General features: G+C 72.4%; 20 protein-coding genes. 15 read left to right on the top strand and 5 right to left on the bottom strand.

Features of this window, described 5'->3' with window-relative positions; translation table 11 throughout:
• Nucleotides 1–59 precede the first annotated feature (59 nt).
• The 3 genes from cobT (at nucleotide 60) to ACFYWX_RS17380 (ending at nucleotide 3,734) form a co-directional block, all read left to right on the top strand.
• A complete protein-coding gene (gene cobT, locus ACFYWX_RS17390) occupies nucleotides 60–1,187 on the top strand; it encodes a nicotinate-nucleotide--dimethylbenzimidazole phosphoribosyltransferase (protein WP_389424886.1) in 1,128 nt (375 codons plus the stop codon).
• Between the two features lie 88 nt (nucleotides 1,188–1,275).
• A complete protein-coding gene (locus ACFYWX_RS17385) occupies nucleotides 1,276–2,997 on the top strand; it encodes a phosphatidylglycerol lysyltransferase domain-containing protein (RefSeq protein WP_389424885.1) in 1,722 nt (573 codons plus the stop codon).
• Entirely contained in the window at nucleotides 2,994–3,734 is a 741-nt protein-coding gene (locus ACFYWX_RS17380; protein ID WP_389424884.1) for a hypothetical protein, read from the top strand. Before ACFYWX_RS17385 ends, ACFYWX_RS17380 begins: the two co-directional genes overlap by 4 nt.
• On the opposite strand, the gene ACFYWX_RS17375 is transcribed toward ACFYWX_RS17380, so the two are convergent.
• Nucleotides 3,638–4,399: a hypothetical protein gene (locus tag ACFYWX_RS17375; protein ID WP_389424883.1), complete on the bottom strand. Its 762-nt coding sequence runs from the start codon at nucleotides 4,397–4,399 to the stop codon at nucleotides 3,638–3,640. The two genes, ACFYWX_RS17380 and ACFYWX_RS17375, sit on opposite strands and share 97 nt — an antisense overlap.
• 60 nt (nucleotides 4,400–4,459) lie before the next feature.
• Between ACFYWX_RS17375 and ACFYWX_RS17370 the strand changes: the two genes are divergently transcribed.
• Nucleotides 4,460–5,254, top strand: a complete 795-nt coding sequence (locus ACFYWX_RS17370) for an adenosylcobinamide-GDP ribazoletransferase (RefSeq protein ID WP_389424882.1) — start codon at nucleotides 4,460–4,462, stop codon at nucleotides 5,252–5,254.
• A gap of 67 nt (nucleotides 5,255–5,321) precedes the next feature.
• Nucleotides 5,322–5,906: an RDD family protein gene (locus ACFYWX_RS17365; protein ID WP_389424881.1), complete on the top strand. Its 585-nt coding sequence runs from the start codon at nucleotides 5,322–5,324 to the stop codon at nucleotides 5,904–5,906.
• Here the strand turns inward: ACFYWX_RS17365 and ACFYWX_RS17360 are convergent.
• The gene (locus ACFYWX_RS17360; RefSeq protein WP_389424880.1) at nucleotides 5,866–6,669 is read right to left on the bottom strand and encodes an endo alpha-1,4 polygalactosaminidase; all 804 of its coding nucleotides are present in this window, start codon (nucleotides 6,667–6,669) and stop codon (nucleotides 5,866–5,868) included. The two genes, ACFYWX_RS17365 and ACFYWX_RS17360, sit on opposite strands and share 41 nt — an antisense overlap.
• A 388-nt stretch (nucleotides 6,670–7,057) precedes the next feature.
• On the opposite strand from ACFYWX_RS17360, the gene ACFYWX_RS17355 reads away from it, so the two are divergent.
• The 7 genes from ACFYWX_RS17355 (at nucleotide 7,058) to ACFYWX_RS17325 (ending at nucleotide 17,658) form a co-directional block, all read left to right on the top strand.
• Nucleotides 7,058–8,584, top strand: coding sequence for a leucyl aminopeptidase (locus ACFYWX_RS17355; RefSeq protein ID WP_389424879.1), 1,527 nt, complete (start codon nucleotides 7,058–7,060; stop codon nucleotides 8,582–8,584).
• 268 nt (nucleotides 8,585–8,852) lie between these two features.
• The gene (gene lpdA, locus ACFYWX_RS17350) at nucleotides 8,853–10,241 is read left to right on the top strand and encodes a dihydrolipoyl dehydrogenase (protein WP_389424878.1); all 1,389 of its coding nucleotides are present in this window, start codon (nucleotides 8,853–8,855) and stop codon (nucleotides 10,239–10,241) included.
• Nucleotides 10,242–10,301: 60 nt separating this feature from the next.
• Nucleotides 10,302–12,104 (top strand): 2-oxoglutarate dehydrogenase, E2 component, dihydrolipoamide succinyltransferase, encoded by a 1,803-nt coding sequence (gene sucB / locus ACFYWX_RS17345; protein WP_389424877.1) that lies wholly within the window; start codon nucleotides 10,302–10,304, stop codon nucleotides 12,102–12,104.
• Nucleotides 12,105–12,392: 288 nt separating this feature from the next.
• On the top strand, nucleotides 12,393–13,016 hold the full coding sequence (locus ACFYWX_RS17340; protein ID WP_389424876.1) for a GntR family transcriptional regulator: 624 nt from the start codon (nucleotides 12,393–12,395) through the stop codon (nucleotides 13,014–13,016).
• Nucleotides 13,017–13,315: 299 nt separating this feature from the next.
• Nucleotides 13,316–16,021 (top strand): pyruvate dehydrogenase (acetyl-transferring), homodimeric type, encoded by a 2,706-nt coding sequence (gene aceE, locus ACFYWX_RS17335; protein WP_389424875.1) that lies wholly within the window; start codon nucleotides 13,316–13,318, stop codon nucleotides 16,019–16,021.
• 77 nt (nucleotides 16,022–16,098) lie between these two features.
• Nucleotides 16,099–17,082: a helix-turn-helix transcriptional regulator gene (locus tag ACFYWX_RS17330; RefSeq protein WP_389424874.1), complete on the top strand. Its 984-nt coding sequence runs from the start codon at nucleotides 16,099–16,101 to the stop codon at nucleotides 17,080–17,082.
• Nucleotides 17,083–17,139: 57 nt separating this feature from the next.
• Nucleotides 17,140–17,658 carry a DUF4240 domain-containing protein gene (locus tag ACFYWX_RS17325; protein ID WP_389424954.1) on the top strand — a complete coding sequence of 173 codons (519 nt, stop codon included), beginning with the start codon at nucleotides 17,140–17,142 and terminating at the stop codon, nucleotides 17,656–17,658.
• 20 nt (nucleotides 17,659–17,678) lie between these two features.
• Here ACFYWX_RS17325 and ACFYWX_RS17320 read toward each other — a convergent pair whose 3' ends face one another.
• Nucleotides 17,679–17,918, bottom strand: a complete 240-nt coding sequence (locus tag ACFYWX_RS17320; protein ID WP_389424873.1) for a hypothetical protein — start codon at nucleotides 17,916–17,918, stop codon at nucleotides 17,679–17,681.
• A 72-nt stretch (nucleotides 17,919–17,990) separates the two neighbouring features.
• The gene (locus ACFYWX_RS17315; RefSeq protein WP_389424953.1) at nucleotides 17,991–18,746 is read right to left on the bottom strand and encodes a peptidoglycan recognition protein; all 756 of its coding nucleotides are present in this window, start codon (nucleotides 18,744–18,746) and stop codon (nucleotides 17,991–17,993) included.
• 256 nt (nucleotides 18,747–19,002) lie between these two features.
• Here ACFYWX_RS17315 and ACFYWX_RS17310 point away from each other — a divergent pair, with 256 nt between their 5' ends.
• A complete protein-coding gene (locus tag ACFYWX_RS17310) occupies nucleotides 19,003–20,187 on the top strand; it encodes a MarP family serine protease (protein WP_389424872.1) in 1,185 nt (394 codons plus the stop codon).
• A 15-nt stretch (nucleotides 20,188–20,202) separates the two neighbouring features.
• Here the strand turns inward: ACFYWX_RS17310 and ACFYWX_RS17305 are convergent, their stop codons facing one another.
• Entirely contained in the window at nucleotides 20,203–20,703 is a 501-nt protein-coding gene (locus ACFYWX_RS17305; RefSeq protein ID WP_389424871.1) for a GNAT family N-acetyltransferase, read from the bottom strand.
• Between the two features lie 74 nt (nucleotides 20,704–20,777).
• On the opposite strand from ACFYWX_RS17305, the gene ACFYWX_RS17300 reads away from it, so the two are divergent.
• Together ACFYWX_RS17300 and ACFYWX_RS17295 are read left to right on the top strand one after the other, a co-directional pair.
• Complete coding sequence (locus ACFYWX_RS17300; RefSeq protein ID WP_389424870.1) at nucleotides 20,778–21,671, top strand: TIGR01777 family oxidoreductase; 894 nt, start codon at nucleotides 20,778–20,780, stop codon at nucleotides 21,669–21,671.
• A 161-nt stretch (nucleotides 21,672–21,832) separates the two neighbouring features.
• Entirely contained in the window at nucleotides 21,833–23,227 is a 1,395-nt protein-coding gene (locus ACFYWX_RS17295; RefSeq protein WP_389424869.1) for an NAD(P)/FAD-dependent oxidoreductase, read from the top strand.
• The last annotated feature ends 46 nt before the right edge of the window (nucleotides 23,228–23,273 follow it).

Genomic DNA, 23,273 nt, shown 5'->3' with positions numbered 1-23,273 from the left:
GGGGGTGTGCTGGTCATGTGGCGCGGCCCTGTTCGACCGGTGCCGGTACTGTTCGGCGAATGAGCTCGCTTAATCTCGACGACTTCACCGATCTGATCGAACGCCCCGACGGCGGGGTCCGCCGTGACGCCGAGGCGCGCCGGGAACGTCAGATCGTGCCGCCCGGATCACTGGGGCGCCTCGACGACCTGGGTGAGTGGCTGGCCGCGGCGCAGGGCGCCGTGCCGGTGCGGCCGGTGGAGCGGCCGCGCGTGGTGTTGTTCGCCGGCGACCACGGCATCGCCGAGCTGGGCGTCTCCGCGCGGCCCGCGGGCAGCGCCGGGGAGTTGGTGCGCGAGGTCCTGGAGGGCGGCCGGCCCGTGTCCGTGCTGGCACGGCGGCTCGGGGTGCCGGTGCGGGTCGTGGACATGGCGCTGGACTGCGACCCGCAGACGCTGCCGGAGGACGTCGTACGGCATCGGGTGCGGCGCGGCAGTGGCCGTGTCGACATCGAGGACGCAATGACCCCGCAGGAGGCGGAGGCGGCCTTCCGGGCCGGGATGGCGGTGGCCGACGAGGAGGCCGACTCCGGTACGGATCTGGTCGTGCTCGGCGATGTGAGCGTGGGCGGGACCACGGTGGCGGGTGTGCTGGTGGCCGCGCTGTGCGGGACCGACGCGTCCGTGGTGACCGGGCGGGGCGGTCTCGCGATCGACGACCTGGCGTGGATGCGCAAGTGCGCGGTGATCCGGGACGCGTTGCGGCGGGCCCGGCCGGTGCTCGGGGACCAGTTGCAGCTGCTGGCGACCGTGGGCGGGGCCGACGTCGCCGCGATGACCGGGTTCCTGCTGCAGAGCGCCGTACGGAAGATGCCGGTGGTCCTCGACGGGGTCGTGGCCGCCGCCTGTGCGCTGGTGGGGCAGCGGGTCGCGTTCCGGGCGCCGGACTGGTGGCTGGCGGGTCACACCAGTGGCGAGCCGGGGCAGGCCAAGGCGCTGGACCGGATGGCGTTGGAGCCGCTGCTGGACCAGGGGGTGACCGTGGGCGAGGGCGCGGGCGCGCTGCTGGCGCTGCCGCTGGTGCAGGCCGCGTCCGCGCTGGCGGCGGAGCTGCCGGAGAAGCCCGAGCCCTCCGAGGAGAAGCCGGAGCCCTCCGAGGAGGAGCCCGAGCCCTCCGAGGAGGAGCCGGAGAAGGACGAGCCGGCCTAGCGGAACCGCCGGAAGCGGCTGACAACAAGAGGGACGAAAAGACGAAAGAGGACGGTTCGCGGCAATACCGCCCATATGATCACTCCTCATGGGAGTCGCCTCGCGGCGCGCAGCCGCCCTCGCCGTCTGGTATCTGCGAGCCGTCGCGTTCGTCAACTTCCTCAGTGCGGTGTGGGTCTCCCTGGGGCAGGATGTGCGGCGGCACAACCAGGAGAACTACTTCACGCCGTATCTGCTGACGGCGGGGTTCGCGTCGGGGGTCTTCACCGCGTTCCTGGCCGTGACCATGCGGCGCCGCAAACGGGCCGCGTGGATCCTGAACATGGGACTCAGCGGCGCGTTCCTCGCGCTGTTCGCCCTGGCGATGGCGTTTGCGGAGGTCCGGCAGTACGCGCAGAACTGGATCTCCCTGGGCCTCACCGCCGGCTTCGTGGCCGCGCTGCTCGTCGGGCGGCGGGAGTTCTACGCCCGGGGCGACCGGTCCAACCCGCGGCTCGCCGCCGTCGTCGCCGTCGGCGGGCTGCTCGCCTCCTCGCTGCTGGCCGCGCTGCTGGTGACCGTCACCGACCGGGCGCCCGGCCCGTCCACCTTCGTCGAACGCTGGCAGTACGGGACGCTGCGGCTCGTCTCGGTCGCCGCCGACGACTCCCGCTTCCCGGGCATCTCGACGCCGAACTGGGTCAACGTGGCCGTCAACGTGCTGAGTACGGCCCTCGTCCTCGCCGTCCTCTACGCCGCCTTCCGCTCCCGGCGTGCCGTCGACCCGCTCTCCGAGGACGACGAGCGGCGCCTCAGGGACCTGCTGGAGGGGCACGGGGAGCGGGACTCGCTCGGCTACTTCGCGCTGCGCCGGGAGAAGAGCGTCGTCTGGTCCCCCACCGGCAAGGCGGCCGTCGCCTACCGCGTCGTGGGCGGGGTGTCGCTGGCGTCCGCGGACCCGCTCGGGGACCCGGAGGCATGGCCGGGGGCGATCGAGCCGTGGCTCGCCGAGGCCCGCGCGCACGGGTGGATCCCGGCGGTGATGGGGGCCAGCGAGGAGGCCGGGACCGTGTACGCGCGGCACGGGCTGGACGCGCTGGAGCTCGGGGACGAGGCCGTCGTGGAGGTCGCCGACTTCACCCTGGAGGGGCGGGCCATGCGGACCGTACGGCAGGCGTACAACCGGGTGCGGCGGGCCGGGTACACCGTGCGCGTCCGGCGGCACGAGGACGTCCCGGCCGACGAGATGGCCCGGCTCGTGCGGCGCGCCGACGGCTGGCGCGACGGGGCCACCGAGCGCGGGTTCAGCATGGCGCTGGGGCGGCTCGGGGACCTCGGGGACGGGCGGTGCGTGATGCTCGAGTGCGCGGACGCCGACGGCGAGGTGAAGGCGATGCTGTCCTTCGTGCCGTGGGGGCCGAAGGGGCTGTCGCTGGACCTCATGCGGCGCGACCGGGACTCCGACAACGGCCTGATGGAGTTCATGGTCATCGAGCTGTTGCGGCGCGCCGAGGAGATCGGGATCAGCCAGGTGTCGCTGAACTTCGCGATGTTCCGGTCGGTCTTCGAACGGGGTGCCCGCCTGGGTGCCGGGCCGGTGCTGCGGCTGTGGCGGTCGCTGCTCAGCTTCTTCTCCCGGTGGTGGCAGATCGAGTCGCTGTACCGCGCCAACGCCAAGTACCGGCCCATCTGGGAGCCGCGCTTCCTGCTCTTCGAGAAGAGCGCGGACCTGCCGCGCATCGGTCTCGCGTCGGCGCGCGCGGAGGGGTTCCTGGAGGCGCCGGGGCTGCCGAAGTGGCTGCACCGCAGGCAGTTGGAGACGCGCCGGTGAGCATGCTCGCCCGCTGGGCCCGCGCGGAGTGGGGGACGCTGTACGCCACTGTCCGCGACTCGCTGGTCGAGCGTCGCCTGTGGGCGGTTCCGATGACGCTGGGGGCCGTGTGTCTGACGGCGGCCCTGCATGTCGTGCAGAACCAGTCGTGGGGCTTCCGGTTCGTGCAGAACGCGGGGGCCGTACGTGCCGAGGACCCCTTGTGGCTCGCTCTTGCGCGCACCCCCCTCTCGCTCTTCGTGCCGGCGCTGGACCTGCCCGCGTGGGGTGCGCTCGCGCAGGTCCTGCTGGTGTTCGGGATCGCGGAGATCTGCCTGGGCTGGTGGCGGACCCTCCTCGTCGCGTACGCCGCCACCGTCGCCGGCACTCTCTACGCCCGCGTCGGCATCGCCCTCGGCCCCCACGCCCCGCTGGGCCTGCCCGCCTCGGACGCCCAGGTCGTGGACACCGGGCCGTCGGCCGCCGTGGTGGGGCTCGCCGTGTTCGTGGGGTGGCGCTACGGCGCGTACGTCACCGCGGGCGCGGTGGTCCTGGCGATGGTCGTCGAGGTGCTGGTGAAGGAGAACCTGGCCGGCAAGGAGCACCTGGCGGCGATCGGCGCGGTGTTGGTGCTGTGCGCGGTCGCGGCGTGGCGTCGGCGTCAGCGGCGGTCCGGGATCTGCGCCGGGTCCGGTTTGCCGCCGAGCCAGTCCTCGAACGCCCGGCGGGGGCGGGACCAGCGGCGGTCGTGCCGGTAGGCGCGCAGGCCGGCCTTGGCCCGGGCGCGGGGGCGGTTGCGATAGAAGCGGCGGGCCCAGGCGGAGCCGGGGCGGGCCAGGCGGATGGCACCGACCAGGGCGATGAGGGGGATGATCACACCGAAGACCGCGAGGCGGGCCTTGCCCTTGAAGAGGGCGACGAGGGCGAAGAGGAAGTTCACCGCGATGCTGCCGAGGACGGTGCCGCGGTCCTGCAGTTCGTCGTCGGAGAGGTCGTTGACGCCGAACGGCACGAAGCCCGACAGCATCAGACCCACCAGGGCCGCCGTGACCACGACGACCTCGACGCTCTTGCGGCCCTCCTCGGTCCAGTAGACGTCGTCGAGGTGGAGGATCAGCGCGAATTCGTCGAGGACGAGCCCGGCGCCGATGCCGAAGAGGACCCCGCACACGGCCGAGCCGAAGCCGTGCCGGCCACTGGCGACCGCGCCGAAGCCGCCTGCCAGGGTGAGCAGGATCCCCGGGACCACGTGGTGGATGTGCACCCCGCCCTCCGACTCGACATTGCGGAAGGGGCCCTTGCCCGCCCGGATGAGGCGGGTGATGACCCGGGTGATCACGAAGGTCAGGACGAAGGAGGTGAGGGCGAGGAGGAGCGGCAGCTTGCCCGGCTCGATGATGTTCCGCTGCAACCAATCTCCCATATGCGCACTTTATCCCCGACCCCCCGGGGCGCTCTTCCGACCGCCGGGTAACCTGCGCCGGTGCCTGCCTCCTCCACCCCGCCCTGGCCGGACGGCCTCCGCTTCGCCTTCGGCACCCTGACCGTGCTGCCGGTCAAGGTGACCCGCTGGGACCGCGAGGCAGCGCGCGGCGGCATGCTGTGCGCCCCGCTGGCCGGCCTGGTGATCGGGGCCTGCGCCGCCGCCCTGGGGCTGCTGCTGCTCTTCCTGGGCGCCGGCCCCCTCCTCGCCGCCGTCGCCACCGCGGCCGTACCCGCCGTGCTCACCCGTGGCCTGCACCTCGACGGGCTCGCCGACACCGCGGACGGGCTGGGCAGCGGCAAGCCCGCCGAGGACGCGCTGCGGATCATGAAGCAGTCGGACATCGGTCCGTTCGGCGTGATCACCCTCGTGTTCGTCCTGTTCGTCCAGGTGGCCGCGCTGGCCCAGGCGTACGGCGACTCCTGGACCCGGGGCGCGCTCGCGGCTGTCGTCTCGGCGACGGCCGCCCGGCTGGCGCTGACGCTGGCCGCGCGCGGCGGGGTGCCGGCGGCCCGGCCGGAGGGGCTGGGAGCCGCGGTCGCCGGGGTGGTGCCGGTGGGCGGTGCGAGGGTCGTCGCGCTGGCAGTCACCGGGTTCGCCGCGGCCGCGGGCGCCCTTCTCGGGCCGTACGACATCGTCCGCACCGCCCTCGCGGTGGTGGCCGCCGCCGCGGTCGCCGAACTCCTGTTGCGGCACTGCGTCCGCCGCTTCGGCGGGGTCACCGGTGACGTGTTCGGGGGCCTCGCGGAAACCGCGGCGACGACGGCGCTCGTGGTTTTGGCACTGGGCCGCTAACCTCTCGGCCGTACACGGACAAGGCAGTGTGATCGGGGGAACGCCTGTGCCGCAAACGCGCCGCGCCATGGCCTGGTTGATCGACTTCGCGCTGGTTCTCGCGGCGGCCTCGGTGCTCGCCGTGTTCACCTTCCACCGGATGTCGGCGCTGTTCACGGACGTGCCGGAACTCGCCACCCGCAGCGGCTTCGACCTGCTCACCTCACGTGGGGACGTGCTCGACGCCTCGCAGCGGTTCGGGCTGTCGCTGTGGGACAAGTCGGTGCTGTACGTGGAGGAGGCCTTCGGGCTGCTGGTCCTCGTGACGTTCCTCTACCAGTGGGCGTCTCTCGCCTTCGCCGGACGCACCGTCGGCAAGGCCCTGCTCGGCCTGAAGGTCACCTCGTACCGGGGGCGCCGGGCGGCTCTGCGCGCCGCGACGACCACCACCGCCGACATCGCCGTGTACGCCCTGGCCTGTGTCCTGCTGGTCGAGGGCCACCTCGTGCTGTCGGTGCTCGTGTGGGCCGTGGCCGTGGTGGTCTTCCTGCTGAACGCGCTGCCCGTCCTGTCGCCGGCTCGGCGCTCCCTCGCCGACCGGGTGGCGGGAACGGCCGTCACCGGGCTCGGGTTCAGCACGCCCGGCGCCAGGCCCCCAGTTCGTACTTCTTGAGCAGGGAGCTCAGCTTCAGGCGGCGGGCCTCGGCGCAGAAGCGGTCCGTGGGGAGTTCGTACTCGACGTGGAAGACCGCCTTGCCCGCCTTCACGAACGGCTCCAGGGTGGTGCATTCGTCGTACTGGGCGCACTGCTCGTTGACCGCGAAGTCGAAGTCCTTCACCAGTTCGGGGATCTGGTCGAGGTCGTTCTTCAGGCCGACGGACATGCCCCGTTCGTGGGCCAGGCGTGCGATGAGGCGGTTGTAGCGGAGCTGGTCGGCGGCCTCGATCGGGAAGCCGGTGGTGTTGTCGTAGCCGTCCATGTTGTCCGGCTCGACCGCGTCGAAGCCCTTCTCGCGGCACATGTCGAGGCGGGCCGCCATCAGCGGTTCCAGGACGTCGGTGCGGCGGATGTCGAGCCAGCGCTCGCCCTCCCAGCCGTTGCCCTTGCCCACCACGGACTTCGGGAACTTCCCGGCGTCCGGGCGCCAGTCCTCCCAGGCGCCGGTGGAGAGATAGCAGATGACCTTGCGGTCCTTGTCGTGCAGGGCGGCGACCGTGGCCTTGGAGTGGTCGAAACCGTCGATGTCGTAGACCGGTACGTCGACGGAGGTGTCGAGGCGGCCGCTGAGCTGCCACTGCCAGGCGACGCCGGGCTCGGGCTGCCAGCGCCCGCCGCTGTCGCGGGCGCCGTCGCGCTTGTCGTCGGTCTTGTCGTCCGGCGCTGAGGTGCAGCCGGCCAGCAGCAGAAGGGCGACGAGCAGGATCGGGCGTTTCACCGGGGGTCTCCAGGCTGTGGGGCGACGTACTCCAAGAATGATCTCCGACGTCGGGCACCGCGCGGTACGACAAGGCCCCTCACGAGCGGAGGAAGAACCCAACTCCCGTGCACCGGAGGCTACTTGGCCGGGATCGAGGAGTGGTGGCGGCCACGACGTCACCGAACGGTGAGCGCCCGCAGGACCGAACGGAGAGCGCCCGCAGGAATGAGCGAACGCACGCACGCGCGTAGGCTCGTCCCGGGTCCTCCACACCGGTTCGCCGCGCCGGTGAGCACCCCCGGCGCAAACCGCACCCTCGGGCCCGCCCTAGGGTCGGTTGTCGGGGCCGGTCGACCCACACCGTTCGACCACTGGAACTTCACATCGGAAGCGAGAATTCACCACCGTGACTGCTCTCACTCTCAGCACCGCCGCGGCGCCCGGCCTGCGCGCCGACGCGATCGTCGTCGGTGTCGCCAAGGGCACCAAGGGCCCCGTCGTCGCACCCGGCGCCGAGGCCGTGGACAAGGGGTACGACGGCCGTCTCGCCGTCGTGCTGGAAACCCTCGGCGCCTCCGGGGCCGAGGGCGAGGTGACGAAGCTGCCGGCCCCGGCCGGTTTCAAGACGCCGCTCGTGGTGGCGGTGGGGCTGGGCGGGGAACCCGACAAGGACGCCTCGTACGACACCGAGGCGCTGCGCAGGGCGGCCGGCGTGGCCGCGCGCAACCTCGCCGGGTCCAAGAAGGCCGCCTTCGCCCTGCCGCTGGCCGACGCCGCGGCCGTCGCCGCGGTCGCCGAGGGCGTGCGGCTCGGCGCGTACTCCTTCGACGCCTACAAGGACAACGGCAAGGACCCCAAGGCGAAGAACGGCAAGGCGCCGCTCGCCGAGGCGGCCCTGCTCGGCGGCCGGTCCCGCGACAAGGAGCACAAGGCCGCGATCGAGCACGCGGCCACCGTCGCCGAGGAGCTCAACCGCGCCCGCGACCTGATCAACACCCCGCCGAACGACCTCACCCCGGAGGCGTTCGCCGCGATCGCCCAGGCCGCGGCCAAGGAGCACGGCATCAAGGTGCAGGTGCTCGACGAGAAGGCGCTTCTCAAGGGCGGCTACGGCGGCATCCTCGGCGTCGGCGGCGGCTCGGCGGCCACTCCCCGCCTGGTGAAGCTGTCGTACACGCACTCCAAGGCGAAGAAGCACCTCGCCTATGTCGGCAAGGGCATCACCTACGACTCGGGCGGCATCTCGCTCAAGCCGGCCGGGCACAACGAGACGATGAAGTGCGACATGAGCGGCGCTGCCGCCGTGTTCGCCGCGATCGTCGCCGCCGCCCGTCTGGGCCTGGAGGTCAACATCACCGGCTGGCTGGCGCTGGCCGAGAACATGCCGTCGGGCTCCGCGGTGCGCCCGGGCGACGTGCTGCGCATGTTCAGCGGCAAGACGGTGGAGGTGCTCAACACCGACGCGGAGGGCCGGCTCGTACTGGCGGACGCGCTGTGGGCCGCGTCCCAGGAGAAGCCGGACGCGATCGTGGACGTCGCGACCCTGACCGGGGCGATGGTGTTCGCGCTGGGCAGCCGTACGTTCGGGATCATGGCGAACGACGACGCGTTCCGCTCCGCGGTGCACGAGGCGGCGGAGGAGGTGGGGGAGCCGGCGTGGCCGATGCCGCTGCCGGAGCACCTGCGCAAGGGGATGGACTCCCCCACGGCCGACATCGCGAACATGGGTGAGCGGATGGGCGGCGGGCTGGTCGCCGGGCTCTTCCTGCGGGAGTTCGTCGGTGAGGGGATCACCTGGGCGCACCTGGACATCGCCGGGCCCGCGTTCAACGAGGGCGGCCCCTTCGGGTACACGCCGAAGGGCGGTACGGGGTCCGCGGTGCGGACGCTGGTGCGGCTCGCTGAGCTGACCTCCGCGGGTGACCTGGGTTAGTTTCCCGAGTGCGGGACTGTGTGCCTGATCACGTGACTGGTCGCGCCCCGCGCGGCGGAGCCGCAGATCGACACAGTCCCGCGCCCCTGGGTGGGCACACGTGGGGTGTCTCACACAGTAGCCCCGCGTCTCGTTCGCCTCCCGCAGGTGCGAAGATGGGGCTCGGCAGGACAGGGCCCCACCGAAGGGCCGAAGAACGAGCGGCCGGACACCAGCCGCCGACCGGTCACTGGAGACCGGCGTGGCGCACATGCATGGAGGACGTGACGTGGCGAACGACGCCAGCACCGTTTTCGACCTAGTGATCCTCGGCGGTGGTAGTGGCGGTTACGCCGCGGCCCTGCGCGGGGCGCAGCTGGGCCTGGACGTCGCCCTGATCGAGAAGGACAAGGTCGGCGGCACCTGCCTGCACCGGGGTTGCATCCCCACCAAGGCCCTGCTGCACGCGGGCGAGATCGCCGACCAGGCCCGCGAGAGCGAGCAGTTCGGCGTCAAGGCCACCTTCGAGGGCATCGACATCGCTGGGGTCCACAAATACAAGGACGGCGTGATCTCCGGCCTGTACAAGGGCCTGCAGGGTCTCGTCGCCTCCCGCAAGGTGACCTACATCGAGGGTGAGGGCAAGCTGTCCTCCCCCACCACCGTCGACGTGAACGGCCAGCGTGTCCAGGGCCGCCACGTCCTGCTGGCGACCGGCTCCGTGCCGAAGTCGCTGCCGGGCCTCGAGATCGACGGCGACCGGATCATCTCCTCGGACCACGCCCTCGTCCTGGACCGCGTGCCGAAGTCCGCGATCATCCTCGGCGGCGGTGTCATCGGCGTCGAGTTCGCCTCCGCGTGGAAGTCCTTCGGCTCCGACGTCACGGTCATCGAGGGCCTGAAGCACCTCGTCCCGGTCGAGGACGAGAACTCCTCCAAGCTTCTTGAGCGCGCGTTCCGCAAGCGCGGCATCAAGTTCAACCTCGGCACCTTCTTCTCGAAGGCCGAGTACACCGCGGACGGCGTCAAGGTCACCCTCGCCGACGGCAAGGAGTTCGAGGCCGAGGTCCTGCTCGTCGCGGTCGGCCGCGGGCCCGTCTCCGCCGGTCTCGGCTACGAGGAGCAGGGCGTCGCCATGGACCGCGGCTACGTCCTGGTCGACGAGTACATGCGCACCAACGTCCCGACCATCTCCGCCGTCGGTGACCTGGTCCCGACGCTCCAGCTCGCGCACGTCGGCTTCGCCGAGGGCATCCTGGTGGCGGAGCGTCTGGCCGGTCTGAAGACCGTCCCGATCGACTACGACGGTGTCCCGCGGGTGACGTACTGCCACCCCGAGGTCGCCTCCGTGGGCATCACCGAGGCCAAGGCCAAGGAGATCTACGGTGCGGACAAGGTCGTCGCTCTGAAGTACAACCTGGCGGGCAACGGCAAGAGCAAGATCCTGAACACCTCGGGCGAGATCAAGCTCGTCCAGGTCAAGGACGGTGCAGTGGTCGGCGTCCACATGGTCGGCGACCGCATGGGCGAGCAGGTCGGCGAGGCCCAGCTGATCTACAACTGGGAGGCGCTGCCGGCCGAGGTCGCCCAGCTCGTCCACGCCCACCCGACGCAGAACGAGGCGCTCGGCGAGGCCCACCTGGCCCTGGCGGGCAAGCCGCTGCACTCGCACGACTGACCCCTCGGTCGACGAAGCGACGACACAGACTTCCGCAATTCGTAAGGAGCAACCGAAACCATGGCGGTTTCCGTATCCCTTCCGGCGCTCGGCGAGAGCGTCACCGAGGGCACTGTCACCCGCTGGCTGAAGGCCGAGGGTGAGCGCGTCGAGGCCGACGAGCCGCTGCTCGAGGTCTCCACCGACAAGGTCGACACCGAGATCCCCTCCCCCGCCGCCGGCATCCTGGCCTCCATCAAGGTCGCCGAGGACGAGACGGTCGAGGTCGGCGCCGAGCTGGCCGTCATCGACGACGGCACCGGCGCCCCCGTGGCCGCTCCGGCCCCGGCCGCCGAGCCCGCTGCGGCTCCCGAGCCCGTCCCGGCCGCGGCCACCCCCTCCACCGAGCAGGCGGCCCCGGCCCCGGCTCCCACCGCGGATGCCGCAGCCGGTGCGTCCGGCGCCGAGGGCACGGACGTCGTCCTGCCCGCGCTCGGCGAGTCCGTCACCGAGGGCACCGTCACCCGCTGGCTGAAGTCGGTCGGCGACTCCGTCGAGGCCGACGAGCCGCTGCTCGAGGTCTCCACCGACAAGGTCGACACCGAGATCCCGGCGCCCACCTCCGGTGTGCTGCTCGAGATCACCGTCGCCGAGGACGAGACCGCCGAGGTCGGCGCCAAGCTCGCCGTCATCGGCGCCCCGGGTGCGGCTCCGGCCGCTGCCCCGGCCCCCGCCGCCCCGGCTCCGGCGCCCGCCGCCGAGGCCCCCGCCGCACCGGCGCCGGCCCCGGCCGCCCCCGCGGCTCCGGCTCCGGCTCCGGCCGCTCCGGCTCCGGCCCCGCAGGCGCCCACGACGCCGGCCCCGCAGCAGCAGACCACCCCGGCTCCCGATCCGGTCCCGTCCGCTCCGGCTCCGGCGCCCGCCCCGGTCACCCCGGCCCCGGCCGCTCCGACCGGTGACGACGGCGCCTACGTGACCCCGCTGGTGCGCAAGCTCGCCGCCGAGAACGGCGTCGACCTGGCCACCGTCAAGGGCACCGGCGTCGGCGGCCGTATCCGCAAGCAGGACGTCATCGCCGCCGCCGAGGCCGCGAAGGCCGCCGCTCCGGCGCCCGCCGCAGCTCCGGCCGCCGCCAAGAAGGCCCCGGCGCTGGAGGTCTCCCCCCTGCGCGGCCAGACCGTCAAGATGCCGCGCATCCGCAAGGTCATCGGCGACAACATGGTCAAGGCCCTGCACGAGCAGGCCCAGCTGTCCTCGGTCGTCGAGGTCGACGTCACCCGCCTGATGAAGCTGCGTGCCAAGGCGAAGGACTCCTTCGCGGCCCGCGAGGGCGTCAAGCTCTCCCCGATGCCGTTCTACGTCAAGGCGGCGGCCCAGGCGCTGAAGGCCCACCCGGTCATCAACGCCAAGATCAACGAGGCCGAGGGCACGATCACCTACTTCGACACCGAGAGCGTCGGTATCGCGGTGGACTCCGAGAAGGGCCTGATGACCCCGGTCATCAAGCACGCCGGTGACCTCAACATCGCCGGCATCGCCAAGGCCACGGCCGAGCTGGCGGGCAAGGTCCGCGCCAACAAGATCACCCCGGACGAGCTGTCCGGTGCGACCTTCACCATCTCCAACACCGGTTCGCGCGGCGCGCTGTTCGACACGATCATCGTGCCGCCGGGCCAGGTCGCGATCCTCGGCATCGGTGCCACGGTCAAGCGTCCGGCCGTCATCGAGACCGAGGAGGGTACGGTCATCGGCGTCCGCGACATGACCTACCTGACCCTCTCCTACGACCACCGCCTGGTCGACGGCGCCGACGCGGCCCGTTACCTGACGGCGGTCAAGGCGATCCTGGAGGCGGGCGAGTTCGAGGTCGAGCTCGGCCTGTAATCGCCGATCAGCTGCAACACATTGGTGCCCTTGCCTGGAATCCCCGGGCAAGGGCACCGACCTTTAGGGGCGCGGGGAACTGCGCGAGAACCACGAACCACCCGCAGCCGCCCGACGACAATCCGGACCGAGCCACTGGGCGTCCTTGCCACGCCGCACGCCGTGTAAGTCTCGTCTCACCTGCACCAAAGCACCCTCGACGGCCTCACCCGCGGAGCGAACCGGCCGTATTGTCTAAACGTCAAACGCCCCCGGGGCCGATGGGCGGCCCCTCCCTAAGGAGCCCTCATGACCGCGCCCGTCGTCCACTCGCTGCGCGAACAGATCCGCGAGCACATCGTGGAAGGGATCGTCAGCGGGCGCTGGAAGCCGGGCGAGCGGATCGTGGAGCGACGCATCGCCACGGAGCTGGAGGTCAGCCAGACCCCGGTGCGGGAGGCGCTGCGCGAGCTGGAGTCCCTGCGGCTCATCGAGTCCGCCCCCAACAAGGGCGTCCGGGTCCGCAACCTGAGCGCCGCCGACCTGGAGGAGAGCTACCCCGTCAGGGCCGGTCTGGAGGCGATCGCGGCGGAACTGGCCGCGGAGCGGCTCGCGGCGGACTGCTCGGCCCTGGAGCCGCACGTCCTGGCGCTCTACGAGGCCGACCGGGAGTCGGACGGTACGGGCCAGGTGCGGCACACGGTGGGCTTCCACCGGGAGCTGGTGCGGGCGGCCGGCAACTCCGTGCTGCTGCACACCTGGGAAGGCCTGGGCATCGAGGTGTTCACCGCGCTGTCCATCCGCTGGCTGGGGACCGTGCAGCAGTCGTACGCCGAGGAGCACGAGGAGCTCGTGGAGGCGTTCCGGCGCCGGGATCCGCGTATCGCCGACATCGTGAAGGCGCACGTACTCGGCTGCGCCCCGCGTGCCTGAGCCCGCCGGGGCCTTGAGCGCCCCTTCGCTCAGACGTGTCCCCACCTGCGCAAACCGTTCGAAAATGCGGCACGCGGTGCCTGCATGCAAGGCACCGCGTGCCGATTTTCTCGTGATCAAGAGGTTTTGCCCCTCAACCCTTTGATCGATCATCGATCAGGGGGTTACAGTCGCCGACGGGCCGGCAACGGAGTCGCACATCGACACCGCACCCGAGCCCTCCGCCCTGTCCTGCCAAAGACAAAGGGCACCCCCGAATCCTGAAGAGGGAACCCCCTTCGACTGAGGAAGGCGGCGACATGACCGACCCCAAGGCCATCCAGCCGAGCGCGCTCGACCAGCTCCCCGACCGGGACCCGGAGGAGACCGCCGAATGGCAGGCCTCCCTGGATGCCGTCGCCAAGGCGGCCGGGCCGCACCGTGCCGCATACCTGATGCGCCGCACGCTGGAGCGCGCCGAGGGCGCCGGCATCGCGCTGCCGAAGCTCCTCGAGACGGACTACGTCAACACCATCCCCACCTCCGCCGAGCCCGCCGTCGACGGCGACGAGGCGATGGAGTCCCGGATCACCGCCTGGAACCGCTGGAACGCGGCCGCGATGGTGACCCGGGGCAGCAAACACGGCGTCGGCGGCCACATCGCCACCTTCGCCTCCGCGGCCTGGCTGTACGAGACCGGCTTCAACCACTTCTTCAAGGGCAAGGAGGCCGACGGCTCGGGCGACCAGCTCTACATCCAGGGCCACGCCTCCCCCGGCATCTACGCCCGCGCCTTCCTCGACGGCCGCCTGAACGAGACCCACCTCGACAACTTCCGTCAGGAGGCCGGCGGCAACGGCCTGCCCTCCTACCCGCACCCGCGGCGCCTGCCCTGGCTGTGGGAGTTCCCGACGGTGTCGATGGGCCTCGGCCCGCTCTCCGCGATCTACCAGGCGCGCTTCAACCGCTATCTGACCAACCGCGGCATCAAGGACGTCTCCGCCTCCCACGTCTGGGCCTTCCTCGGTGACGGCGAGATGGACGAGCCGGAGTCCACCGCGGCACTCGCACTCGCCTCCCGCGAGGGCCTGGACAACCTGACCTTCGTCATCAACTGCAACCTGCAGCGCCTCGACGGTCCGGTCCGCGCCAACTTCAAGATCGTGCAGGAGCTGGAGGCCCAGTTCCGCGGCGCCGGCTGGAACGTCGTCAAGTCCCTCTGGGGCTCCGCCTGGGACGAGCTGTTCCAGCTCGACACCACGGGCGCGCTCGTACGCCGCCTGCGCGAGGTGCCGGACGCCCAGGTGCAGACGTACCAGACCCGCGACGCCGCCTACATCCGCGCGGACTTCTTCGGCAAGGACCCGGCGCTCGTCGAGATGGCGAAGCTGCTGAGCGACGACAAGATCCTCGAGTGTTTCCACCTCTCCCGCGGTGGCCACGAGGCGCGCAAGGTGTACGCGGCCTACAAGGCGGCCCTGGAGCACAAGGGCGCGCCGACCGTGATCCTGGCCCAGACCGTCAAGGGCTTCACCCTCGGTGAGGGCTTCGCGTCGAAGAACGCCAACCACCAGATGAAGAAGCTGACGGTGGACGAGTTCAAGAACATGCGTGACCTGCTGGAGCTGCCGATCTCCGACGCGCAGTTCGTCGACGGAGTCGTCCCCTACGGCCACCCCGGTGCCGACTCCCCCGAGGTCCGCTACCTCCAGGAGCGCCGCGCCGCTCTCGGCGGCCCGGCCCCGGCCCGCCGCACGCACCCCCTGGCCCCGCTGCCGGCCCCGGCGAGCGAGAAGGCGTTCACCTCCTTCGACAAGGGCTCGGGCTCGCAGAACGTGGCGACCACGATGGCCTTCGTCCGTCTGATCAAGGACCTGGTCCGCGACAAGGAGACGGGCAAGCGCTGGGTGCCGATCGTCCCCGACGAGGCGCGCACCTTCGGCATGGAGAGCCTCTTCCCCTCCCTCGGCATCTACTCGCCGAAGGGGCAGACGTACGAGCCGGTCGACCGCGACCAGCTGATGTACTACAAGGAGGCCAAGAACGGCCAGATCCTCAACGAGGGGATCACCGAGGCCGGTTCGATGGCCGACTTCATCGCCGCGTCCACCGCGTACGCCACGCACGGCGAAGCGATGATCCCGTTCTACATCTTCTACTCGATGTTCGGCTGGCAGCGCACGGCCGACCAGATGTGGCAGCTCGGCGACCAGCTCGGCCGCGGCTTCCTCGTCGGCGCGACGGCGGGCCGGACCACGCTGACCGGTGAGGGCCTCCAGCACGCCGACGGCCACTCCCCCGTGATCGCCGCGACCAACCCGGCCGCGCTGACGTACGACCCGGCGTTCGCGTACGAGGTCGCGACGATCGTGAAGGACGGCCTGCGCCGCATGTACGGCGAGGCGGCGCCGGATGAGGACCAGAACGTCTTCTACTACCTCACCGTCTACAACGAGCCGCTGCCGCAGCCCGCCAAGCCCGCCGTCCCCGGCGTCGACGAGGGCATCGTCAAGGGCCTGTACCGCTTCAACACGGCGGAGTCGGCGGGTCTGTCGCCGACGGCCAACTCCCCGCGCATCCAGCTCCTCGGCTCCGGCACGGCGATCCACTGGACGCTCCAGGCGCAGAAGCTGCTCGCCGAGGAGTGGGGCGTGGCGGCGGACGTCTGGTCGGCGACCTCGTGGACGGAGCTGCGCCGGGACGCCCTGGAGGCCGACGCGGCCCTCCTGCGCGGCGAGGAGCGCCTCCCGTACGTCCGTCAGGCCCTGCAGGGTGCCGAGGGCCCGGTCCTCGCGGTCTCCGACTACATGCGCCAGGTCCCCGACCAGATCGCGCAGTGGGTCGAGCAGGACTACTCCTCGCTCGGTGCCGACGGCTTCGGCCTCTCCGACACCCGCGAGGCCGCCCGCCGCCACTTCGGCGTCGACGCGGAGTCCATCGTCGTGGCGGCGCTGGCCCAACTGGCCCGGCGCGGCGAGGTGAAGGCGACGGCCGTCAAGGAAGCGCGCGAGAAGTACGGCCTGTAAGGGCTGAGAGGTGCGATGAGGGGGTACGGCGGCCGCCGTACCCCTTCGTTGTCGGTGGCCCCCCGCATCATGGCCGTATGCGTGCTGCCCGTCTCATCAAAATGGTGTTGCTTCTGCAGTCCCGGCCCACCATGACCGCCGCCGAACTCGCCCGGGAGCTGGAGGTGTCGGAGCGGACCGTCACGCGGGACGCGCAGGCGTTGTCGGAGGCCGGGGTGCCGGTGTACGCCGATCGGGGGAGGGCCGGGGGATATCGGCTGGTCGGGGGGTACCGCACGCGGCTGACCGGGCTGGCGCGCGGGGAGGCCGAGGCGCTGTTTCTGTCGGGGGTGCCGGGGGCTCTGCGGGAGATGGGGCTGGAGGACGCGGCCTCGGCGGCCCGGCTGAAGGTGTCCGCCGCGCTGCTGCCCTCCCTGCGGGACGCCCCGCGCACGGCGGCGCAGCGGTTCCATCTGGACGCGCCGGCCTGGTTCCAGGAGCCGCAGACGCCCGCGCTGCTGCCCGTGGTCGCGGACGCGGTCTGGGACGACCGGCGGGTCCGCGCCCGCTACCGGCGCGGCGAGGGCGAGGTCACGCGGGAGCTGGAGCCGTACGGCCTCGTGCTCAAGGCAGGGGTCTGGTACCTGTGTGCGCGGGCCGTCGACGCGGGGGCCTTCCGGACGTACCGCATCGACCGGTTCGTCGCCGTCGAGGCCCCGGAGGGCCTGGACGGGCGGTTCGAGCGGGACGAGGCCTTCGATCTGCCGGGGTTCTGGGGCGAACAGGCCGAGCGGTTCGCGCGGTCGATCCTGCGGGCCGAGGTCGTCGTACGGCTGTCGGCGACCGGGGTGCGCCGGCTGCTGTACGCCGTCGACCCGGTGGCCGCGCGGGACGCCCTCACGGCGGCGCGGGAGGCCGACGCGGAGGGGCGGGTGACGGTGACCCTGCGGGTGGAGTCGGAGGAGGTCGCCCACACGCAGCTCACGGCGCTCGGACCGGAGGCCGAGGTGCTCTCCCCGGCGACGCTGCGCCTGCGCTTCGCCGAGGACGCGCTGCGGCTCGCGCGGCTGTATGGCGCGTGACATTCCCGTGTACGCCGGGGTGCGCCCCACCCCTGGAGGTCCGATGCTGGACCCGTGATGGACGAGACGGAGTTCTGGGAGCTGGTGGACGCGACCCGCGAGGCCGCCGAGGGCGACCCGGAGGAGCAGGCCGACCTGCTCGTGGAGCGGCTGCTCCGGCTGGACCCCGATGTGGTCCTCGACTTCGCCCGTCACTTCGAGGCCCGCTACAACCGGGCGTACACCTGGGACCTGTGGGGTGCCGCCTGGCTGTTGCTCGACGGGGCGAGCGACGACGCCTTCGACTTCTTCCGCTGCTGGCTGATCGGCCAGGGCCGCGAGGTGTACGAGGGTGCCGTGCACGACCCGGACTCGCTCGCCGATCTGCTGGACGACTTCGACGAGGAGGTCGACGGCGACGGCGAGGAGCTGGGCTACGCGGCGGACGAGACGTACGAGCAGCTCACCGGCACCGTGGCGCCCGATCTGGGCATTGCGCCCGCGGCCTCGGAGCCCGAGGGCACACCGGCCGACTTCGAGAACGAGCGGGTGCTCGCCGAGCGGTACCCCAAGCTGTGGGACCGCTTCCGGGAGTGAGTCGGCGGGCCCGTCCGGGCTCACGCCGCGGCGCGTCGGCGGACCGTGTCCGCGGGGATGTACGCCTGCGTCCGGTCCGCCTTGACCGCGTGGTGCATCGGCGCGGCGTTGGCCTGGTCGAGGGCGGACGCGGTGACCGCGGCCGGGCCCAGGACGACCGTCGCGACCGCGCAGACCACGGCCCAGGGACCGCGCGCGGTCCTGGGCCGGCCGTCCGTCCTGTGCGTGGCGTCCGTGGTGTGCGTACGGCTGTTGCTCATGGTCCCCGCCTCCGGTCGGCTTGTGTTGTCCATGACCGTAGGGCGCGGGGATCTCAGGAGCCTGCGTGCCGCCTATGGCGTTCCTGTGGACGTCCTGCCCTGCAACCGGGCCGCCTTCTCCCTGATCTCCGGGAGGCGGGCGCTCAGGGCGGCGCCCGGGCAGCTCGTCATGTAGCCGTCCTTGTGGCCGGCCAGGACGGGGAGGGTGACGGCGCGTCCTGCGGCGTAGCGGCTGCCGCTGTTGCTGGAGGTCAGGCGGACGCTCGTGCGGGGGTCGATGTCGGCGAGGCCCAGTTTCCAGGCGGCCACCGCGGCGATCGCGTCGGTCATCTCCCGCGGCACGGGCACTCCGGCCGTGAAGGTGCCGATCGCGGCGATTCCGACGGTGCGGTGGTTGAAGCCCTGGGTGTGGGCGCCGGTGACGGCGCGGTCGACGCCGCCCGCGCGGCCCTCGTAGATCGTGCCGCAGCGGTCGACGAGGAAGTTGTAGCCGATGTCGTCCCAGTCGCGGGCGCCCGTCTGGCCGGTGTAGAAGCCGCGGATGATGCGCGGGACGTCGGCGCAGTCGTAGCCGTTGGGCGAGTCGGTGTGGTGGACGAAGACGGCGACGACCTCGTCGTCGTAGCGCGGCGGCGGCTGCGGGCGGGCGGCGTCGCCCAGCCAGGCCGTACGAGGCACCACACGCGGCTTCACGGCCGGATGGCGGGCGGCGGGGCGGGCCGCGTGCGGCCGGGCGGCCACGGCGGCCGTCACGGCGCGGTCGACGCCGCCCGCGCACAGCACCAGCGCGGCGACGGCGGCGGCTCCGGGCAGACAGCCCAGGAGCACGAGGGCCGCGCCCGGTATCCGTACCGGACGCCGTCTCCGTGCCCCGCGCGATCTTCTCAGGTCACGCATGCTCCCACTGTCGGTCCGATCCGCTCCGTCCGCGATGTGTGCTGTGCCACCCGGTGGAACCATCGTCCTGGTCCGCGACGTTTTTCGGGATGCACGCACGCGTGGCGGGTTTTGGCCGTCACGCGCGCGTGGCTGATCACTGGGCCCCTCCCCCACGTATGAAGGGGTCCTAGAGAAAGGCGGTTCCGTGGACCTGCTCGACATCCTGCTGTTGCTGGTGATCCTGGCGTACGCGGGCTCCGGCTACCGGCGCGGACTGGTGGCGGGCTGTGTCTCGCTCGCGGGGTTCGTGGGCGGCGCGGCGGTCGGCGTGTGGATCCTGCCGTGGATGATGGACCTGGTGACACCGGGCACGACGGCGGCGACGGTGACGGCGGTGCTCACGGTGCTGGTCCCGGCCGCCGTGGGCCACGAGCTCGCGGGGCGGCTGGCGCTGCGGCTGCGGCGTGAGCTGGACCGGGGGCCGCTGCGGGTGGCCGACGGGGTCGGCGGGGCCGCGGCGAACGCGGTGGCCGTGCTGATCGTGGCGTGGGTGGCGGCGAGCGTGCTGGGCGCGTCCTCGTCGCCGCTGGTGACGACCGCGATCCGGGACTCGAAGCTGCTCGGGGCCGTGCAGGACTCGATGCCGGACACCACGCCGTCGTGGTTCTCCGACGCCACGTCCGCGTTGACCCAGGCGGGCTTCCCGCAGGTCTTCAACCCGTTCGAGAACGAGTCGACCGCCGAGGTGGCCAAGCCCACCGGCGACAGTGTCACGGCGAGCGCCACGAACGCCGCCAAGCTGAGCACCGTGAAGATCGAGGGCACCGCGGGCGACCAGGGCCGCGAGGGCAGCGGCTTCGTGTACGCCGCCCAGCACGTGATGACCAACGCGCACGTGGTGGCCGGCATCGACAAGCCGACCCTGCGGGTCGGGGGCGTCGGGCGGTCGTACGAGGCCCGGGTCGTGCTCTTCGACCCGGACAAGGACGTGGCCGTGCTGTACGTCCCCGAGCTGCGTGCCCCCGTGCTGCGGTTCGAGGACGAGGCCAAGCGCGGCGACCAGGCGGTGGTCGCGGGCTATCCGCAGGACGGTGACCTGGACCTCCAGGCCGCCACGGTCGCGGCCCGGGTGAACGCGACCGGCCAGAACATCTACAACGACGCGACGGTCACCCGCGAGATCTACTCGATCCGCTCCACCGTCCGCCCCGGCAACTCCGGCGGCCCGCTGCTGACCACCGACGGCCGGGTCTACGGCGTCGTCTTCGCCCGCTCCACGTCCGACGGCGAGACCGGCTACGTCCTGACGGTGGACGAGGTGGCCTCCGACGCCGAGCGCGCGGCGAACGCGACGGCGCCGGTGGACACGGGCGGGCTGATCACGTCGTAGCGGCGCCTGAGCGCCTCACACCAGCGGTTGGCCCATGAACACGTCGTCGACGTACTCGCCGGCGATGAGGAACTCCTGCGGCAGGACCCCCTCCACCACGAAGCCCTCGGCCTCGTAGAGACTGCGGGCGGGGGCGTTGTGGCCGAGGACGCGCAGGGTGATGCGGCGGGCGCCGCGCCGACGGGCCTCCTCGACGGCCGCGCGGACCAGGGCCCGCCCGACACCGCGCCCACGGGCCTCCTCGGCGACGGCCAGGCCCTGGATCTGGCGGACGTGCGCGTTCGAGGCGAGCGGGGTCGGGAAGCCCAGCCGGACGTAGCCGACGGCCCGGCCGTCGAGTTCGGCGACCAGATGGTCCTCGGGGGTGTGGTGGTCGTCGAAGAAGGGCGTGTACGGCGGCTGCGGCTCGGGCATGACCGCGTGCAGCGGGGACCAGACGGCGCGGTCCAGTACGGCCAGCGCGTCGTCGTCCGCGAGGCGCGCGACGCGTATCCGGGGTTCCTTCGGCTCAGGCATGGAGGTCACCCTAAGGGCCCCACCGGAGCAACCCCACGGAGTTTCGGGCGGCCCGCGAAGGCAGGATGTGAACCATGGAACTCAGGCGAATCGCGGTGGCCGGCGCGTCCGGTCTCATCGGCAGCGCACTGGCGCGGTCCCTGGCCTCGGACGGGCACGAGGTGGTGCGCCTGGTGCGCCGTGCGCCCCGGGGCCCGGACGAGGTCCGGTGGGATCCCGAACGCGGGTCGGTGGACGCGGCCGGGCTTGTCGGGTGCGACGCCGTGGTCAATCTGGCGGGGGCCGGGGTGGGCGACCGGCGCTGGACCGAGGCGTACAAGAAGCGGGTCCGGGACAGCAGGGTGCTCGGCACGGCGGCGCTCGCGGGTGCGGTCGCCTCGCTGGACGAGCCGCCGCGCGTGTTCCTGAACGGCAGCGCGATCGGCTTCTACGGGGAGACCGGGGAGCGGACCGTCGACGAGAGCGCGCCCGCGGGGGACGGTTTCCTGCCCTCGCTGTGCGTGGAGTGGGAGGGTGCCGCGGCGCCCGCGCGGGAGGCGGGCGTCCGTACGGTGTTCACGCGGACCGGTCTGGTGGTGGCGCGCGGCGGCGGGGCCTGGGGGAAGCTGTTCCCGCTCTTCCAGGCGGGGCTCGGCGGACGGATGGGCGACGGGCGGCAGTACTGGTCGTACGTCTCCCTGCACGACGAGATCGCGGCGATCCGTCATCTCCTGGACCGGGACGACCTGTCGGGGCCGTTCAACCTGACCGCTCCGCAGCCGCTGACCAACCGTGAGATCACGGAGGCGATGGGGCGGGTGCTGCGCCGGCCGACGCTGTTCGCGGTGCCGGCGCCGGTCCTGCGGGGCGTGCTCGGGGAGATGGCCGGGGACGTGCTGGGCAGTCAGCGGGTGCTGCCCACGCGGCTGCTGGGGTCCGGGTTCACTTTCGCGTTTCCGGGGATCGAGGACGCGATCCGAGCGGCGTGACAGCCACTGCGACCATATGCGACCGCCGTGCGACCGTGCCCTGTCGATGCGCGACTGTCCTTGACCGATCACGGCCCTAACCTCGATCCGAACTCGGGTATCCCGGACGGCTGTTGGGGGCATCACGTCCCCACCTGCCGCGCAACCTCGAGGAGGGGCACGTGCTTGAGCCCGCGTACCAGGCAGACGTCGTCATCGTGGGAGCCGGGGTGGCCGGACTCTCGGCGGCGCATCGGCTGAACAGCGCAGGTGTAACAACCGCCGTCCTGGAGGCCGCCCCTTACGTGGGCGGCCGGATGGCGACCGAGAAGGTCGACGGCTTCCGCCTCGACCGCGTGGGCCAGTTGTTGTCCACGTCGTATCCCGAACTACGTCTGACCCCGGGGCTCGACGCGCTCGTGCTGCGTCCCTTCGCACCGGGCGTCCTCCTGCACAGCGACGGACGCCGGCACCGCGCGGGTGCCCAGGCGAGCGGCCGGGGCGCCAGGGGCGCACTGCATGCGGTGCGCGCCCTCGCAAGCGCCCCCCGCTCGACGCAGCGGCCCCGCTCCGCGCAGCGGCCCGGCCCGGCCGCCGCGCCCAGGACGGCCCGTCCGGGCACCCCGTGGGGCACCGCCGTCGACCAGGCCCGGCTCGGTGCCGCGCTCAGCCGGATCGCGGCCGTGCCCGTGGAACGGCTGCTGTCCCGCCCGGAGTCCCCCGCGGGCCAGGCGCTGGCCGCCCGTGGCCTGCCCGCCCGTACGGTCGACGGCTTCCTGCGCCCGCTGCTCGCAAGCCTGCTGTGCGACCCGGAGCTGACGACGTCCAGCCGGTGCGCCGACCTCGCCCTGCGCGCCTTCGCGTCCGGTCGGCTGTGCGTACCGGAGGGCGGGGCGGAGATGCTGCCCGAGCTGCTCGCGCGGGCACTGCCCCCGGGCACCGTGCACACCGGCGTGCGGGTCACCTCGGTCGCCACGACCACGGTGACGACCGCCGAACACGGCGAGTTCCGCTGCCGTGCCGTGCTCGTGGCCACCGACGCGCGCGCGGCCGCGGCGCTGCTGCCCGGCCTGCGGGTGCCGGACTTCCACCCCGTGACGGTCGTCCACCACACGACGGACGAGCCGCCGCAGACGGGCGCGTCGCTGCTCCTCGACGCGGACCGGAGCGGCCCCGTCGCCCACACCGCGGTGGTCAGCCGGGTCGACCCGAGCCGGGCGCCCGCCGGCCGGGCACTCGTGTCGTCGACGGTCCTGGGCGTGCCGCCGGCCGAGGTCGACACCGCCGTCCGACGGCACCTGTCGCGGCTGTACGGCACCTCCACCACCCGCTGGGAGACCCTCGCCGTGCACCACACCCCCGAGGCCGTCCCGGCGATGCGCCCACCGCACGACCTGCGCCGGTCGGTACGGCTGCTGGCGGGCCTGTACGTCTGCGGCGACCACCGGGACACCAGCACCGTGCAGGGCGCGCTGCACTCGGCACACCGGGCCGCGGCGGCACTCCTGGCGGATCTGGGGGCGGCGGGGTCGATGCATGTGGCCGAGCCCCCGCGGAGTGTGCCCAGGGCGGCGTGAGCGCGAACCGGCCGCGGCCGGTCCGTCCACCGCCGGTCTCCGCCAC

Origin of the sequence: Streptomyces sp. NPDC002888 (genome assembly GCF_042888465.1) — a bacterium.
Lineage (GTDB): Bacteria > Actinomycetota > Actinomycetes > Streptomycetales > Streptomycetaceae > Streptomyces.
This window is presented reverse-complemented; position numbering and strand designations above follow the sequence as displayed.